The sequence below is a fragment of the Moorena producens PAL-8-15-08-1 genome (assembly GCF_001767235.1).
Classification (GTDB): Bacteria; Cyanobacteriota; Cyanobacteriia; order Cyanobacteriales; family Coleofasciculaceae; genus Moorena; species Moorena producens_A.
In genome coordinates, this window is the sequence record NZ_CP017599.1 from 4,300,316 (window position 1) to 4,317,693 (window position 17,378).

Sequence of the window (17,378 nt, forward strand, 5' to 3'; positions counted from 1 at the left end):
GCCAAGGTCAAGCGCACCTAAGGTTTTTAGGGAGCAGGGAGCAGGGAGCAGGAACCCACCCCTAACCCCCTCATAAGGGTAGGTTTTTAACAAAGACCTCAGGTGTGGGGTGTGGGGTGTGGGGTGTGGGGTGTGGGGGATAAGACAATATACTTAATTTGTCGTTGTCTTGATGCAGTCGCTCATGGGGGAAACCAACGGCAGTCGCTCATGGTTAGAAGTTACCGTAAGACAGTTGAGCCTTAATCAATAAGTTTTACCCCTTTTCTGCATAGCCGACCAACCATAAAGGCTCAACTGTCTAAGGTTTCGTCTCCGGGGGGAACCCCCAAGACCGCGCTGCCTCCCCAAGACCGCGCTGCATCGCTAAAAATCATCATTTATTCGTTGTTTTCCTTTTCCTATGCTGAGGTTAAGTCCCATTTTTGACCCTAATGTAAAAAACCTACCCCTGTAAGCCCCTAACCCCTCCCAAGAGGGGAAAAGAGGGAAGAAGGATAAAATCCTGTGTACTTGATAGTTATGCAAACCGCCGTAATAGCAGTGGATTTACCTAAGTTAGAGACTGTTTGTCAAGAAAAGATAAAGTCAGTTCATATCTCTAATATGAGGGTTGTTAAAGCTTTTTAAGGTGATTAAGTCAACCCTAAATAACTTCTACAACCCTAGATTTTGTCTTAAGACTTACTTCACAAACAGTCTCTTAGGTAGATTTAAGTAGGTGTGACATTTTCAGTTTGAAATTCGGTTTCAACCACCACATCATAAATAGCGACAAAATGTTTCGTTGAGCCAACGATCACCTGACTTCCATCAATATCTACGCTATTACCAAAGTTGTCGTTAGCTAGCAAATCTGCTGGTTGCTCTTTCTGCTTGGGTTGCCACAGTCCGTTACTGTCTTTTTGGAATACATAAACAGCACCTGCATTAGCTTTACCAACCCCATCACTCCGTTGGGCTCCAACCACTGCCATATCTCCGCTAATTCCCACAGACCAGCCAAAATACTCGTTGGCTGTTAGCTGCTCCCTTGGCTTCAATTTTTGTTTTTGTTTCCACTCTTCTGAATCTTCATCAAATTCAAAGACATAAGCTGCTCCACCATTGATGACACCATCTTCTTCACTCATATATGCCCCTACGATCACCTCTTTACCGCTGATAGCTACGGAGAAACCAAAGTAATCGTTAGCTTTGAGAGTTTCAGGCTGCAACTTCTGCTTTTGTACCCACTTATCATTTTCCAATGCAAAAATATAAGCTGCACCAGCATTAGCTTGGCTTGGAGCCTCAGCCATATAAGCTCCCACGATCGCCACATTGCCACTAATTGCCACTGAGTAGCCAAAGTAGTCACTAGCAATCAAGTCTTGAGGTTGCAAGAGTTGGATTTGTTTCCATTCTTCATTTTTCAATTGGAAAATATAGGCTGCACCAGCATTGGTGTTTGTGCGCCACCTTTCAGCCAAATAGGCTCCTGCGATTGCCAAATTCCCACTGATATCGACAGTCCAGCCGAAATTATCACCTTTTCCTAAGTCTAGTGGTTCGAATTTTTGCTTTTCCTGCCACTTGTCACCTTCAAACTCAAAAATATAGGCAGCACCAGCATCTGTGTTGGCATATGCGTTAAAGCCATCCTTTAAATTAGCTCCTATAATAGCTGTATTCCCACTGATGGCTACAGAATGACCAAAGTTGTCGCTAGCTAGCAAATCTCCTGCTATGAGTTGTTGCTGCGGTTGCCATTGGTCATAGTCTAAATTCAGGACGTAAACACTGCCAGCATTATCGCGAGCTGGATCGTAGAGATAGTTTAAATCAGCTCCTACCAAAGCCGTACCATTTTCGATGGCTACACCACTATTGCCAAATGCAGAGTCTAGGTTCCTGAGCCACACTATCTGTTTTAACTCTAACTTTTTCGGTGTTCCTGGAGCAGGTCCCGGACTTGGGATATCTACGACTTTGCTCGCACTAGCATTTGGCCAAGTGAAGGATTCGCTGCCAGTGCCCGGCTGGTTCTTAATACCAATTAAAGACCAAGCGTAGTTAGGTTGTACCAATTCTATTTGGGCACTGCCCACGGATTTACAAGCCGCTATGGCTCGGTCGCTTAAGCCTCCATCAGCAGGAATGCAATTGCCGTAAACAGCAATTGCGACTATCCTTCCTGTTGGCAAGCTGTCGATGTAATCAGCAAATAAATCGTCCTTGGGTTTAACTGTGGTATTGAAGTTCTGGGTAGAGATAACTAAGCCAGTATTCTCATCAAACACTGCCACGTTCATGCCGATTTTGTATGTGCCAAACCCAATTTCTTGACCATCCATCAAGATTTCGGCGGAGGCTGCTCCCGAAAAGTTGTAACCGCCTGAATTGACCGTAATTGTTTTTAGTACCATAAATTTTGATTAGTTGTAGCTAATTTGACTGACGATTTTAATCATATCATCAAAAAGCTACTTTTCAACAATCAAACAAAATATTTTTTTTTGACTGCATAGTGGCCATCACTTTCTGCATTTGTGTCCAATGTAGTGGCTAGTTTTTTGAGATAAATCCTAGTAAATATATCAGGGTAAGCGCATCTTGTCAATAAACCTGGGGTAGTTCTCAATAAACCCGGTTTTATTGTTCTTATTGACAATGAATTTTATACTATACATATAGTTTTAATTAAATTCAATAAACACTATATCTAGAAATGAAAAAATTAGATGCGTTTACCCTGGTAAATATATCTAGATAACATACTCTGCATAAATCAAACCCCGACCGTGAAGCATCTCCCCATCTAGCAAGAGCTTCACCTCCACGTTCCCGCTTACTTCCTCAATAAAACTATATTGACGCGAGCGGTTATCAGGCACCACCAACTCCATCGCACTATCAAAGTTCACCGAAACAGACAAACTATCCCGTTCGTCTGCGGCCTCCACTCGCAAACTTTCTGGCATGGGCAAACTACGATGGGAAAACACACTAGCCATAATTCCTGGCAGTCGCATTGGCAATACCGTAGTCGCCGACCATTCCCAGTCGATCACCAGAGTCGGCCCTAAAAAAATCTTCCGCAACCGATTCCCCAAATAAACGAATATATAAGATAACCCCCATTGAGAATGGTCTTTATTAGTACGTCGGTCCAAAACAAGAGTCAAAGTTCTACCATCGGCACAAGTTGCAAAAGCGACAAACCACTCCCAGCCAATATCCTCCCCCCAGCGAAATCTACCAAAATTGCGGTCATGGTAGCAAAACCAATCTTGATGGATGGGAAATTTCGTGTCCCCAACAGACAACTCCCCCCCCACTCGCAAACCAGGTACTAAACCCCAACCAATAAAACCACTACCGAAAGGAGAATCTTCTGTGATCAAAAGTGGAGTTGCCTCAGCCTCAGATAATAAGGCGATCGCCAACCCAGACCCTTCATCTTGCACCTCTAGCAGTGACTGTCTGCCATCTATTTCTAAAGAAACATTCTGACCCTGCAACCACAAGGGTTCACGACTCACCATTCCCCCTACCCATCTCTGGGGGTAGGCAGTACCGAATGTTGCCAAAGGATTCTCCAGAGGAAGTTCAGCAGTTAGAAGTTCCGTTGGTATAGTGGCAATAAAACTCAATTGCAGTTCGCCTCTGGTAAGTCTACCGCTGAGGGTCAAATTCACCAACACTCGCACCCCGCTTTTGGGTTCCATTAAAATGAAATGATACCAATCCTTCCAATCTACTGGGGAAGCCTGATCGTCGGTGGGAATGCGTAACTGTTCTATATTAGCTAAGGTTAATTCATCCATAATCCAACACTGAACCTACTTATCGCCCAATAGATTTAGATTCCCCAATTACATCTTCAACAGAAGTTGGGGGTGTGGAGGGGCGAGTTACTGGTTCTGGTGCTAAATTAGCGATCGCTTCCAATATAGCTGCTATCCTGGGCGACATAACTGCCAACCCCAAAATAATTGCCTCAAACCAGCGATCGCCATTCATCCCCAGTTCTGCACTCAAAGCTTCCCTAGCAGAATTATTAGGAACTGAGTTTTGAATATTGCTATTATCTGGCAGCAAACTCCACAACCACAATTCCCAAAAAATCAACATTCCCCCCATTCCTGTTACAGCGCCGATAGAGTTAGCAAAAGCTGTAGCAGTAGACTGACTTATCTGCAACCAGCGAGGCACTTTTGCTGATGCTAAAGCTACTACACCATTTTTAAAGAAGCGAGTCCGACTCAAGCGATCGCTTAACTGCTTTCCCGTTTCACTACCTGCATACTCGTTTCCTATTTGGGCGAGAACTACCAACAGTTCCAGCACCAACCACCGCGCTGGCAAAAAATTTAATCCAGGCAGTGCCGTTGCCAACGTATAACCTGCTCCCGCTGCCTTAGCATCAGCAACGGGCGTGGGGGTGGCCAATTCGGCAATTGCTGCCAAAATCTTACCAATACGAGGGGACAACACTGACAACCCCAAGAGAAGACTACCAAACCAGCGTTCAGCATCCATCCCCAGTTTATCAACGACTGCTTCTGCCAAAAATGGTGGCACAAAAATCTGCTGGCCCACCTCCTCTGCTTCCACATCAGTTCCCACCAAACTCAATAACCATCGTTCCCAGATATATAGTAATCGTTGAGTTCCCGGTGTCTGACTGCTGCCTCCTAGAATAGTATTAGCGATCATCAAACTTTCAGATATCCAACTAGGGAGTTGAGCGGAGGTAAGAGCGATCGTTCCATTTTTATAAAAAACAGTCTGTTTAAGTTGTTCTAGCAACCTACTACCGGGTAAAGTTTTAGCATATTCTTCTCCTGTCTGAGCAATAACAATTAAAAGTTCTGCCACCAACCAACGACTAGGCATTTTATCCAGGTCAATAATCCCTGATATTAGGCCAAAAATACCCGCTGTGCCTGCATTAAAAGTATGGGAAAAGCCCGAATTAGCTTCTTCATAAACAGGAAAGGTAACAGCAAAGGGAAACTCTACAACTTGAGACTCCGGTTCCACAATGGGAATAATTTCAACATCAATAGGAATAGCCTCTTCTTGGATGCCAGGAAATCGTAACCAAGTTTTTAATCTTTGCCCAGGCAACACATCCCCAGGAATGGAAATTGTTATCGTTTCAGTTCCATTATTGCCAGAAAATAGATAAATATAAGGCGGATCGAGAATTTGGCATGCTGAAAGAACTAAGTCTCCATCCACTACCCAATCATCTAAAGTCGGACGTAACAGTATAGCTTCTTTCATCCAGCTTTTAAAAGACATTTGCAGTACCAGAGTCGAACCCGGTTGCAGTTGGAATTGAAGTTGCGGAAGTTGCAATGCGTTCATATTTGCCTAAATTTTGTGAATATTACAAATTTCGATAAATTACATAATTAATCAATTGTTTAAGAAAGCGACGGTCTTGCAGAGACGAACTCCACTTTTCTCCAGGTTGTAAGGGAGATTCAGGCTTGAGAAAATCCATAGATTCAAAGATATTGTCAGCTTGGTTGGCAAGAGTTCGAGCTAAATACCAACCATGGTCAATACTACCGCAACGCTTCATTTCTTCCAGAATAAATCCAATTTTTTCTGGTGTTTTATGTTCTCGTGGCAACGCCAAAATTTCTAGAATCCGATCGGCAGCATTACTGTTAGCAATAACATGATTCAACATAATTGTGCGCTTGCCTTCATAAATATCTCCCCCTATTTCTTTCCCATAGGTCTTTAGCTCTCCCAATAGATTAAGCAGATCGTCTTGAATCTGAAAAGCAATTCCCAGAATCATCCCAAACCGAGTTATATCAGCCAGAGGTTTAACTATATCAGTCAGATTCACCGTCGGGTGTCCAATAATTAAACCGATCCGCAAGGGAGTCATAAAGGTGTACCAACAAGTTTTCTTGACACACATAGTAAAATAGTCTTGGTCTGTCAGATGACCCGTATTATTAGCAACCCAATCCAACTCCATTGCTTGCCCTTCCACAGATTGCTGTGCCATAAATTCGATTTCATGCAAGACGTTGAGGGTTTTTTGTATCCCGATCAGTGATAGGTTTTCCAACAGCAATCCCACTGCTAAAACATTAGTAGCATCACCAACATTAATTGCCCGAGCTACCCCAATAGCGTGGTGCAGAGTTTCCTTACCCCGCCGATACTCAGAACCATCTTCTATATCATCGTGTATTAAAAAAGCATTATGATATAGCTCTAGGGCTGCCGCTGTTGTCAACACTTTATCTCCCATTCCTCCCATAGCCCTCGCTGCACTAATACACATTGTGGGTCGCAACATTTTCCCCTTACGAAAAGGATAATCTTTTAGCATTTCGTATAACTCAGCATACCCTCCAGAAATATCTCGCTTCAAATCAATAAACTGCATAATTCTGCCAGTAATTGCTTGTCGAGATTGCTGTAACACCTCATTAACAATGGTTTGATCAAACGGTGGTTTCTCTGCACCTGGAGGAGTTGCAATATCCTCCGCCCCATTGGGCAGTTGTATGCTAGCTCCGTTGGGCAATGACATAATAGTTGGTGTCCCCGCAGATAGAGCATTGCTATTATCTTGTTCGGGTTTGGGGAGGGGAACTTGAGTTAGCTCAACCTTTGCTTCTGGAGCAGTTTTTATAGTTACCAAATGGTTGTTACTACCTTGATTTTCATCGTGACTGTTACCATTAGAGGGAGATTGATGTCCATTGGCTACTAGAGTAGTTGCTTGGTTATCATCAAGATCCTGTTTTTTGAGTTCCTGTCCCTTGGGCATTTTATTCGGAAGAGTAACGATTACTTTTAGCTGATAATTTACCATATAGCACTGCCCAAAACACAACAAAGCAGAGAAATATCTTGGCTCTTCCGGATCTGTGGTTTAAAACGTATCAAAAGACACAAAATCGAACATCAACGTGGCTGGAACTGGCGGAATTACGTGATATAAGTTGGCCTTATCACCGCAAAGCCGGAAGAGCCAAAGTCTGTATTAAGTAAACGTAGTTTTTCAATGACTGTACAACCGGATTGAAGATGACAAATACTACCACAGAACGTCAGGAACAATTAGCGACATGGTTACGCCGCTTGATCGAAGTTCTTCGCCTCCAGGGTGGAGAGACATGGAAAATATTAATGCATTTTGTGTCTGAAAAAACTGTGGCGATCGCTTTTGATGGTATCATGTTGCAGGTCACTGCCGAAGGAGGCGATTATCTCCAACTTAAATTTGATTATATAGTATCACCAGACTCAATAGATTTCTGTAGCGATGCCCATACCTTCAGAGATATTGTAGCAGGTAGGTTAACTGTGGATGGAGCACTAGCAAACGGTAGAATTTATGCCCGTAACAATTTGGATGAGTTGTTAGGTATCTATGAAGTAGTAATGCGGATTTTAGCTGATAGTGCTGCTAATCCTCAATTGCAGGAACTGTGGATGGAGTTTGATCAATCCTGGTCTGGTTCTCCTATTGGCAACCCACCATCAGCCCTCGAAACACAGAAACCTACTTACAATTATTTAATCAATAGTGTACCAGAAGATGTATTAGAGATTGATGTCAAACCATATCTATAAGTAGTACGTTTTTTGATTAGGAGTCTAAATGAGCGATCGTCCTCTACAAAGAGGCGATCGCTGTAAAATCAAAAGGATTGATTTTGATTAATTAAAGGATAAATTGTCGATACCGATCGGATCGTTTCCTACCAATTCGATCCGTTTAATTCCCTCAATCTTGCTCAAGTCAAAAGTCACAAGAGCATTGTCATTATTCACAGAACTGGGGAAGTTTTGAGAATAGAGGCTTACTTCTTGGGCATTTTTGGCTGTTACTCTGATTCCTTGACCGGCGTCGATGTCGGCAACGAAGAAACAGACATTGTTTACCGGCTTACTAAACTTGATCACCCGAGTATAGTTACTTGGGCGATAAGCAGCTGTCCTGCCGCCCCCTGTCAAAAAGCGACCATTAAAGTTGCCTTGATCCGAGGCGATTACCTGGTTCTTGCCTGCTTTTCCACCAAATCCACCTTTAGTGTCTCCAGTCTTAATAACGTTGAGGTTATCAAATGAAACTGCAACTCCGCCACTGGAGATTGTTTGGGCTGCTGCATTTAACGGCTCGGCAGAGTTGAAGTCAATCCGATTAGCCTTGGGGCCTTCTGAACAGGGCGCATCGGCAGCAATAGTTTCTACCACGCTCACCCCATCGATGTAACTACCCAGAGCGTCAGAAGTTTCGTTGAGGTCGTCGAAGCTCAGACGAGTGCTGTCGCTGGTGGCTTTGAGGTCGTAGGTATAAACCTGCCAATCGGTATCCCAGAGACCTTCACCGCTTTTATCCAACTGTGCAACCGTGGTATCTCCCCAACTGACGTTCAGCTTGTTGTCCGCAACATTCGGACGGGGGGAAAAGGCAAAGGTAAGTTTGTAGGTTTTGCCTGCTTCGGTGGGAATATCTTGATAAATGCCGCTAACTGCAAGACCGTCGAGTTCTACTAGCTGTCCGCCATCGTAGGCTGCCCCTGCGATTCCTTGCTGAAATTCAACGGCAGGACCAGCGGATAACTGCCAGCCCGGAACTGACTTTGGATATCCCAATAATTTGACGGTTGGTTCTTCAAAACTACCGTTTACTACTAGGTTCTCGGCAGCTAGTGCTGATGCTTGACTGATATTAATGCAGGCGAATGTCAGTATGACTGACATCAAACACAGTAGTATTCGTTTCATTGTTAAATTGTTACAAAATTTACATATTCCAACTCTTAAACTTACACTACAAAAATACAAAATACAAGACTGTTAAAACCCACATTCCGCAGGTAGGAGAGTCTACACCTTGATTCAAGTTCCTTTCACGTTCATGGAGCCTATAAGACCAAGACATCTTCTTTATCGAAACAACCAGCAGCAATCACGATTACTCATGGAAACTCTGTGAGACCATCGACCTGACCTCAAACAATTCATGGTGGATTTGATGTGCAGTGGGGATTCAGATGTACCATTGTACTTACGAGTAGCAGATGGCAATGAATCACACCAAGCCATTTTTGCCCAACTGATCAGACAGTTCCGGAAACAATTGGTCTGACAAACCTGCGGAATGTAGGTTAAAAATTTTTTTTGTCCCTCTTTTGTTACTCTAAAAGAGCGATCGCCCCCGTCAAACTCTAAAAGTCCCGAGGGCGACCACTGGCTAATTCGATGGCGCGTTAGCTGTCACCAAAAGAGGCGATCGTTCAAGGGATAGAGATTACATTGTTAGTGACTACTCCTACATCAAATCAAAGATTATGATGTAGGCGCGCTCTTACTCACGAATGAGACTTACGGTTCCTCGGCGGATGCCGACGCGGGGCGCGTTCGATATCCTGAGGTGCGACCCGTGGCGAATTTAATTCTTAACGCGGAAAGCGCACCTATATCGATTTACCACAGCCATTGAGCGGCAGTCCAACCGCCATCAATCTATTATACCAAAACCAAGAGACCCCGTCAGGTAATTCCCCTCCCGCGCTTCATGCGCGGGTATAACGGGAGACCCCTTACCTGTTTAGTTGGGGTTCAAGAGATAAGATTCATTCCCATCGATTAATTTCAGCTAGGTAGGAGAAATTGCAGAGGGGTTTTCTGTCCCAGTCTCAGCCTCGGCTTTTTCTGCTGCTAATTCCTGGATTTGCTTGAGATGAATATTGTTAACCTGAGTAATCAAGTTTTCAATCGCTTTCTTGGCTTTATTTTGGGGTTAAACTTTATCATAAAGATTGTATATTAATCCTAAATTAATTGTCATAATTTTTGTTACCTTTCCCCTTGTAACTACTCCCTGTTCCCTGTTCCCTGTTCCCTGTTCCCTGTTCCCTTTGGTATATCAACAATAGGCTTTGCTGATTCCCAGAATATTTTTTTCCTGTTATGCTTCTAACAAGTCAAGCGTTTTGTTCGCCTCAATCCAATTTTCTTGGAAGGGTAAGGAGGTAACAATACTAGAAAATAATGCTGCACTTTCCGGTAAAAAAACCGGAAGCAACTTCAGCCAAATTGAGCCTGACTCTAACCGTTCAACAACAAATAAAATGGGATTTATACCTTATAAAGAATGGTTAAAATATACTAAACATAGTAGATTTTTATAGATTTTTTCGAGTTTTATTATAAATAATCGTCAATTAAGTATTGACAGTAAATTAATAGATGTATTAGAGACTGTTTTTGAAATAATTTTTAATGATTAATATAGGATTTAATAATTCATTTTGGGTTAAATTTATCCCATAAAAAAGCTTTAAAAACTCTCGCCTTAGCTATCTGAACCGACTTTATTTTTTATTGACAAACAGTCTCTTAGGTCGATACAGTACATATAGTATTTTGCCTAAGTCCTGATCAAATTATAGGTATGACTCACAAAACACAGCTTAATCCTCAAGAAAAGCTTACTTTAACACAGCCCAAAACAACCTCAAGTAAACGCATCGTGCTGACGACCTTCGGTACCTTGGGTGATTTATACCCTTATCTAGCGATCGCTAAAGGTTTACAAAATCAAGGCCATCGCCCCTTAATAGCCACTAGCGAAAGATACCGTCAACAAGTGGAAGCTCAAAGCATTGAATTTTATCCAGTTAGACCTGATAGTATACCTGACTTTGAAAGAGATAGGGAATTTCTGAGTCTAATGATATACCAAAAGCGAGCGATCGAGTACGTCGTCTGTTATATGTTAATGCCCCATTTACGGGCTAGTTATGCTGACCTAATGGCAGCAAGTGGTGGAGCTGATTTGCTCATCACTCATCCCCTCACGTTTGCAGGTCCTCTGGTGGCAGAAAAAATTGGTATCCCTTGGGTTTCTTGTTTTCTTTCTCCTTACTCTTTCTCATCTGCTTACGATCTCCAAAGTTATCTTTGGAGCGGAAATATTCCCCTCTCCTCTCAGGAAAAAACCCAGATCATAGGAATGCAAGATAGCATAGCACGACATTTTCAATGGCAAGCACGTTTTTGGATAGCCCCTTGGCAACAACTACGGCAGGAACTTGGTTTAACACCCTGTAATCCTCTATTTGACGGTTTGCACTCACCCTATTTAGTTTTGGGGCTGTTTTCTGAGATGTTAGCAACCCCACAACCGGACTGGCCTGACTCAACTGTGGTTACAGGTTTTCCTTTTTACCGCCCCCACAACTCAGAGGGTTTATCTGCAAAACTGATGGAGTTTTTAGATAGTGGGGAGCCTCCCATCGCTTTTACTTTAGGTTCATTGGCAGTTATGTCTGCGGGGAACTTTTACATTGAGGCGGCTACTGCCTTAAGAGAGTTGGGTTATAGAGCTGTTTTGTTAATGGGCAAGGAAGCGCAACAAGTGTCGTCAGAGTCCCTGCCAAAGGGGACTATTGCAGTGGACTACGCCCCACACTCTGAACTTTTTCCTCGGTCAATGGCAATCGTGCATCACGGTGGTATTGGTACTACTGGAGAGGCAATGCTGTCAGGTCGTCCAATGTTGGTAGTGCCTGATGATTTTGACCGTTATGATAATGCAGCACGGATAGTGAGCTTAGGGGTAGGTCGGCAAGTGAGTCGCGATCGTTATTCGGCTACAGTATTAGCTAGGGAGTTAAAGCAATTGTTACTTGACCCAGTTTATGAGGAGCGAGCAGCCAGTGTTGGTAGCTTGCTGAGAGCAGAAGATGGTGTCAGGAGAGCCGTGGATGCGATTGAGCCTTTGTTGAGGCTAGTTCATGTCACAGCATAAACTCCAAATCTCCTTTATCCTCAATCTCAACAAAATCCTTGACACTATAAGGAATAGTTATGCTAGTGCAGCAGCCATAGCACTACAAGAAAAGGTTAGGAGATTTTTAAATCCTGAAACAGAGAACTAACGAGCGAGGGTTAGCCACCTAATTTATTGGGTGGGCGTGGAGCGTACCGGGATTTATCCCGGTTCTCGTTTTATTTGCCTTTTTGATTTTCGATATACCTTTTCACTGTCTCTGTATTGGCATTCCCAGTTGTTGAACAGAAATAGCTAGGAGACCAAAGGGTTGGAAGTTTTAGTAATTCGGGGAATTCTTTTCTAAGATAATGAGAAGCTCGCCCCTTCACTCTCTTAATTATTACTGACGGAGCAAAAGTAGGGTCTACTTCCAAGAACATGTGGACGTGATCTGGCATTATCTCGCTTTGCGATCAGTCGCCAGTTGTTTTCCGTACATAAATCAAAAATAATATCTTGTAACCTCATTTTTATCTTCCCAACGAGCACAGATTTTATTCTCTTAGGGCACCAAACAAAATGGTAATTCAGTAATGTCACGGAATGTGGATTTGTCCTGAAAGTATTTTTGGAATTTGGGGTCATGTGGTGTTGACGGTAAGTGTATATTCAACATATAATATATACAAGGAGGACACAATGAGATGTACGGATGTCAACAGCATTTAATAACTACGACACCAGCAAACCAAGCAGTTATAGAATTCATCTGCTCAGAAGCCAATAAGCTCACCAATTGCGGGCTATACTACTGTCGTCAGATGCTATTTAAAAACGGCAAATACCTTAATAATGCTGAACTGGACAAAATTATGAAAACAAATGTCCACTTTAAGGCTATGAGGTCTGCATGTGCTCAACAGTCTTTGCACGGAATTATTGAATCTTTTAAGTCTTACAAAGCCCTCAAGAAAAAGTACGACAAAGGACAGTTAGTAGATAGACCCAGAGTTCCGAAGTACCGCAAGAAGGGTGGCCTGGCCGTCGTTAGTTATCCTGCCCGGTGGGTAAAGCTAGTGAAAGGCCAGCTCAAGTTTACTCTAGGAAAGCAGATCAAAGCCTGGTTTGGCATTGACCATTTTTTACTACCAATGCCATCTAATATTGACTTCAAATCAATCAAAAAATATCGGTTTGTCCCTAGAAATGGTTACTTTTATCTAGAGTTTGTCTACGAGAGACCAACTCCTGAAGCGGTCGAGCCAACAAATAATGTCCTAGGTATTGATCCAGGTCTTAATAACTGGTTGACTTGTGTCTCAAATGTAGGAAAGTCGTTCATCATAGATGGCAGAAAGGTTAAGTCTCAAAACCAGTGGTACAACAAACGTGTAGCTGCGATAAAGAAAGGGAAAGTCCAAGACTACTGGGATGAGCGACTAGCCTCTGAGACTGAAAAGCGTAACAGACAGATGCGTGACAATGTCAACAAAGCTGCTAAGTTTGTCGTTAACTGGTGCCTCAAACATCAAGTCAGTACAGTCGTCTTTGGTTGGAACAAGCGGAACAAAGACAGTATTAACATTGGAAAAAGGAATAACCAGCAGTTCGTGCAAATTCCTACTGCTAAATTGAAAAGTCGAATTGAACAGTTGTGCCTTGAACACGGCATCAAATTTGTTCAGACAGAGGAAAGTTATACCAGTAAAGCCAGCTTTTTAGATCAAGACTTTCTGCCTGTGATCGGTGAGAAACCCGATGGGTGGAAGCCTAGTGGAAAAAGGGTAAAGCGTGGACTTTATCGGTCTGGTAATGGTGAATTGATAAATGCGGACGCCAATGGGGCTTGTAATATTATTCGCAAAGTAGCGACACAGTTAGACATAGATCTAACCAAGGTCGGTAGGGCGGTTTTGAACCTGCCACAACGATACAAGCTAGATTCACTTTCTAGTAAGTATTGTAAGCGTCGTGGAGCGCGGTTTCAACCCGCGTAACGACATCTGCTTAGAATCCCCGTCTTTTTAAAGCGGGGAGAGTTCAACCCTTCACATTCTACTGTTCCCTTGATAATCTGTAAACAACCATTCTCACGGTTGTGCTCAAGGTGAGGGTAGTGATAAACATGTAGTGATGGCCTAATCAACCCGACAAATACTGATTATAGTGATGAACAAAATTCCGTAAGTATTCAGGTGATGGGGTTGACAAAAAGAGAAGGATGAGTAGTAGTGTAGAAGGATGGAAATCAAACCGCCAGCTATCCCAAACAGTTTTGAAGCTCTGGAACTGCAGCCCCAATCAGTTAGCCGCGGACCTGGTGCTGCAACTGCCAACTAGGGAATTGAACAACTGATTGGGGAGGTGGAACAAGCGTAAAATGGCGGGAGGTTCTCGTCGGGCGAGTGGGTTTGAGCGTTCGGCAACAATATTTACGTGTGATTCAGTCAAGTCGTGCTAAGCGGGCGTAATGCTCCACTCGTTCCTAACTCAAGCTCTGTCTAATGGAGCTAGACAGTGTTCTAACCAATTGTCTCTCATTCCAGTTTTCAAGTAACTGGGGTGGCTTTGTCAACCCCATCACCTGAATGCTTACGAATTAACTAAATTGAAAAACTTGAGGAAAAAATTATGGGCATAGTTAGAATGGGACCACCTGAGAAGTTAATACAGGATTTAGCAGGGGAATTTCAGATTAATAATTTTGTTGAAACAGGTACATACTATGGGGCTACAGCTAAATGGGCATCTACTATTTTCAATCATGTTTTTACCATCGAAAACTCTGTAGATATTCATACAAAAGTAGTTAATCAATACAGTGATATAAAAAATATTGATTTTATTTTTGGAGACTCTAGAACGCAGCTATCAAAGTTAACTCTGAAGTTAAAAGAATCAACATTATTTTGGCTGGATGCACATTGGAGCGGTGGCTTAACCTATGGACAAAACGATCAATGTCCTTTACTTGAAGAAATAGCTATTGTAAATTCTTTAAAGACAGATGTTTACCTATTTATCGATGATGCACGTTTATTTCTATCACCGCCTCAGCCACCACACAATTTTGAGCAATGGCCTAATATCACTCAGTTAGTTAATTCTATTCAGTATACCTTATCAAATCACTACACAGTTATTATCGAAGATTGCGTAATTTCAGTTCCGCTTCATGCAAAATCACTTGTGGTTGCTTATTGTCAAGATGTTAATGTTAAATTATGGGAAGAATATGGAAAAAAACACAACAGACCTAAAAAATCAATGTAAGTATTCAGGTGATGGGGTTGACAAAAAGAGAAGGATGAGTAGTAGTGTAGAAGGATGGAAATCAAACCGCCAGCTATCCCAAACAGTTTTGAAGCTCTGGAACTGCAGCCCCAATCAGTTAGCCCCGGACCTGGTACTGCAACTGCCAACTAGGGAATTGAACAACTGATTGGGGAGGTGGAACGGCTCAAAAGCCTGTTGAACAAAGACAGCCAGACTTCATCAAAACCGCCATCAAGCGATCTAATCAGAAGGTTCACAGAAAAAACAGTCGAAGGAATCAGATTCGCAGAAACGAAAACCCGGAGGAAAACCGGGACACAAAGGGAAAACCCGAAAAGGTATGGCGCGAGTAGACCGATATGTAGTAGTCGAACCTCAAAGTTGTCCGAGCTGTCAGGGAAATGACTGGGAAAGTAGGGATTGCTCAATCTCGTTGCTATGTGGTGGCTCAACTGGTAGAGCATCCAATCGAAATTGTAGAGTCTTGCGCTTATTGCATCATTTGCCCAATCCCAACGCTGGACGGATTCCCCCAGAAATGCTGCCCCAGCTCAAAGCCTTTGCCCCTCAATCGAACCTTGCTGTGGAAGCTGAAGCACAACTTTTCCATCGAAACCTAAACCGGGCTCAAACAACCCCATCTTTAGGCGATCGTCCTTTAGTGGTGCTAACAGCTGCAAAGCCCGTCACTGTGGATCAGTTACCCCGTGGCTTTACAGCAGATTATATGCAACAACAAATAGCCGTCTGGCAAGAACTCCAGGCTGAACTTGCTACTCTATCTTCGAGTAGTCGGCAGATTATTTCCGAGCAAAGCGGTCATCTGATGTATTTCGATCAGCCTTCGTTAATCATAGATGGCATTCATCATCTTTCTACCTCCTTGGAGACTCCCGTTATACCCGCAGGGTTAACGGTGAGAGGTTCATGAGGACAGAATCTAGTTTGTATAAGCATAACCATCCTTTCTGTGAATAAATCGACAATATTTGTGACTAATCCCTTGCACTAGTCCTGATTTCGTTGAGATATTGAAAGACCCTGATTTTCTGGTTGCGACCCGTCCTACATAAGTACCAATCTTCTTCCCCTTAGTCACCACGGCGCGGACAATATCTCCTGTCTGAAAGCCTTTGTGAAATTTAATTCTGGAGCAATGACGAATGGGGAACCCATACTTATTAGTCCTACAGAGCTGACGAGTGCCGTGTCCTTTGGCTGTTATTGCCAAAGGTAGGGTTACTTCAATAATCAGAGTTTCAACTTTTCCAACATTGGCCGCATCTAACCAATGAGTTTTAGGAAGATTTTGGCGGCACCTGTTGAATTTTGTTAATCCGCCGCTACCCACTTCAACAGGCAATCCTATTGATTTCAGTTCGTAGTACAACTTCCAGCGAGTTGAGTTAACAGAAGCCGCATCAGCCAGGGGGCGTAATGATTGACTCAGTATTCGTTTCAAGATACTAGGCTTCTTAGACAAAAAAAGCTCAATATCTTGATTGGATTTAGCCTGGTTACATGGATGACACGCAATAGTTAAATTAGAAACCCGATTGGAACCACCTTTAGATTTAGGCTTGATATGCTCGATTTCTAACTGAGTACCTGTTGCCCCACAATAAGCACACTTGCGATTCCATTTTTCAAGTAAATATTCCCGAAGTTCATAGCCGTAAAGTGTACCCTGTTGGTACTCGATACCAGATATTTCAGGATTTTGCAGCTTTTGAGTGTCGAACCTAACCAATTCTTGGGATATGCCGGTGATAGGACAGAATCGAATCAACTTTTTAACCCAAGTTAAAATATTTTGAACCCTAGACGTCAAACTAGGCGCTAACCAACCTTTCGGTCTAGTTCTGTTAAGAAATCTGGGCTTGCGGTATCGAGTTTTGCGATTACGTCTACTGCGCCTCAATTGTCTACGAGAACTCAAAGCTTCTCGTATTTGGAAACCTCTATGAGTAAGTTCGGCTCCCCAGATTAACCGTGTTCCTTGAACAATAGCTAGACCGCTTGTTTTTGCTCCAGGGTCTATTTTTAATTGGTGCTCGTGAGTTACTGGATCCTTTATCTCCTCCGTCAAGATTATGGTAAATGGGTAACGACGATAGACCAATGCTTTTCCTGTCGAAAGTAGAATCCTAGCTCTCGCAGGTTTACATGGATCTAAAGGTTGTCGATTTTTGTTGAGTACAAAGACACGCATAATTGTGTTTTCTCCTATTGCTAGGGTTAAGTTCGCTTCGCCAATGTTTTTTGAGTTTGTCTTGTTAACAGCACTGTCTTAACCCATTTATGACTGTTTAACTGTCAACCACAGAGCAGAAGACTAGCGACGCAT

12 protein-coding genes and 2 pseudogenes are annotated in these 17,378 nt (G+C 42.9%); 7 read left to right on the forward strand and 7 right to left on the reverse strand.

Features of this window, described 5'->3' with window-relative positions; all coding sequences use genetic code 11:
* Window positions 1-713: 713 nt before the first annotated feature.
* From BJP34_RS16010 to BJP34_RS16025, 4 genes are all read right to left on the reverse strand, one after another.
* Window positions 714-2,408: an interleukin-like EMT inducer domain-containing protein gene (locus tag BJP34_RS16010; protein ID WP_070393200.1), complete on the reverse strand. Its 1,695-nt coding sequence runs from the start codon at window positions 2,406-2,408 to the stop codon at window positions 714-716.
* 339 nt (window positions 2,409-2,747) lie between these two features.
* Window positions 2,748-3,809 carry a hypothetical protein gene (locus tag BJP34_RS16015; RefSeq protein WP_070393201.1) on the reverse strand — a complete coding sequence of 354 codons (1,062 nt, stop codon included), beginning with the start codon at window positions 3,807-3,809 and terminating at the stop codon, window positions 2,748-2,750.
* A 19-nt stretch (window positions 3,810-3,828) separates the two neighbouring features.
* On the reverse strand, window positions 3,829-5,358 hold the full coding sequence (locus tag BJP34_RS16020; RefSeq protein ID WP_070393202.1) for a hypothetical protein: 1,530 nt from the start codon (window positions 5,356-5,358) through the stop codon (window positions 3,829-3,831).
* A gap of 22 nt (window positions 5,359-5,380) precedes the next feature.
* A complete protein-coding gene (locus tag BJP34_RS16025; protein ID WP_083305207.1) occupies window positions 5,381-6,838 on the reverse strand; it encodes a polyprenyl synthetase family protein in 1,458 nt (485 codons plus the stop codon).
* A gap of 215 nt (window positions 6,839-7,053) precedes the next feature.
* On the opposite strand from BJP34_RS16025, the gene BJP34_RS16030 reads away from it, so the two are divergent.
* A complete protein-coding gene (locus BJP34_RS16030) occupies window positions 7,054-7,602 on the forward strand; it encodes a hypothetical protein (protein ID WP_070393203.1) in 549 nt (182 codons plus the stop codon).
* A gap of 87 nt (window positions 7,603-7,689) precedes the next feature.
* On the opposite strand, the gene BJP34_RS16035 is transcribed toward BJP34_RS16030, so the two are convergent.
* Window positions 7,690-8,760, reverse strand: coding sequence for a DUF642 domain-containing protein (locus BJP34_RS16035; RefSeq protein WP_083305208.1), 1,071 nt, complete (start codon window positions 8,758-8,760; stop codon window positions 7,690-7,692).
* A 96-nt stretch (window positions 8,761-8,856) separates the two neighbouring features.
* Here BJP34_RS16035 and BJP34_RS47515 point away from each other — a divergent pair.
* The 3 genes and pseudogenes from BJP34_RS47515 to BJP34_RS43465 form a co-directional block, all read left to right on the forward strand.
* Window positions 8,857-9,115: pseudogene (locus BJP34_RS47515) on the forward strand (IS1634 family transposase); the annotation flags it as partial.
* Between the two features lie 1,317 nt (window positions 9,116-10,432).
* On the forward strand, window positions 10,433-11,791 hold the full coding sequence (locus BJP34_RS16040) for a glycosyltransferase (RefSeq protein ID WP_083305209.1): 1,359 nt from the start codon (window positions 10,433-10,435) through the stop codon (window positions 11,789-11,791).
* On the forward strand, window positions 11,778-11,921 hold the full coding sequence (locus BJP34_RS43465; RefSeq protein ID WP_158517251.1) for a hypothetical protein: 144 nt from the start codon (window positions 11,778-11,780) through the stop codon (window positions 11,919-11,921). The genes BJP34_RS16040 and BJP34_RS43465 overlap by 14 nt, the downstream gene beginning before the upstream one ends.
* Before the next feature lie 70 nt (window positions 11,922-11,991).
* On the opposite strand, the pseudogene tnpA reads toward BJP34_RS43465, so the two are convergent.
* Window positions 11,992-12,400: pseudogene (gene tnpA / locus BJP34_RS36955) on the reverse strand (IS200/IS605 family transposase).
* A 59-nt stretch (window positions 12,401-12,459) separates the two neighbouring features.
* Between tnpA and BJP34_RS16045 the strand changes: the two are divergent.
* From BJP34_RS16045 to BJP34_RS50450, 3 genes are all read left to right on the forward strand, one after another.
* Window positions 12,460-13,752, forward strand: coding sequence for an RNA-guided endonuclease InsQ/TnpB family protein (locus BJP34_RS16045; RefSeq protein ID WP_070393205.1), 1,293 nt, complete (start codon window positions 12,460-12,462; stop codon window positions 13,750-13,752).
* A 634-nt stretch (window positions 13,753-14,386) separates the two neighbouring features.
* Window positions 14,387-15,028 carry a hypothetical protein gene (locus BJP34_RS16050; RefSeq protein ID WP_149031007.1) on the forward strand — a complete coding sequence of 214 codons (642 nt, stop codon included), beginning with the start codon at window positions 14,387-14,389 and terminating at the stop codon, window positions 15,026-15,028.
* 343 nt (window positions 15,029-15,371) lie between these two features.
* Window positions 15,372-15,962, forward strand: a complete 591-nt coding sequence (locus BJP34_RS50450) for a hypothetical protein (protein WP_070393207.1) — start codon at window positions 15,372-15,374, stop codon at window positions 15,960-15,962.
* A gap of 9 nt (window positions 15,963-15,971) precedes the next feature.
* Here the strand turns inward: BJP34_RS50450 and iscB are convergent, their stop codons facing one another.
* Complete coding sequence (gene iscB / locus BJP34_RS16060) at window positions 15,972-17,243, reverse strand: RNA-guided endonuclease IscB (RefSeq protein WP_070393208.1); 1,272 nt, start codon at window positions 17,241-17,243, stop codon at window positions 15,972-15,974.
* Window positions 17,244-17,378: the final 135 nt, after the last annotated feature.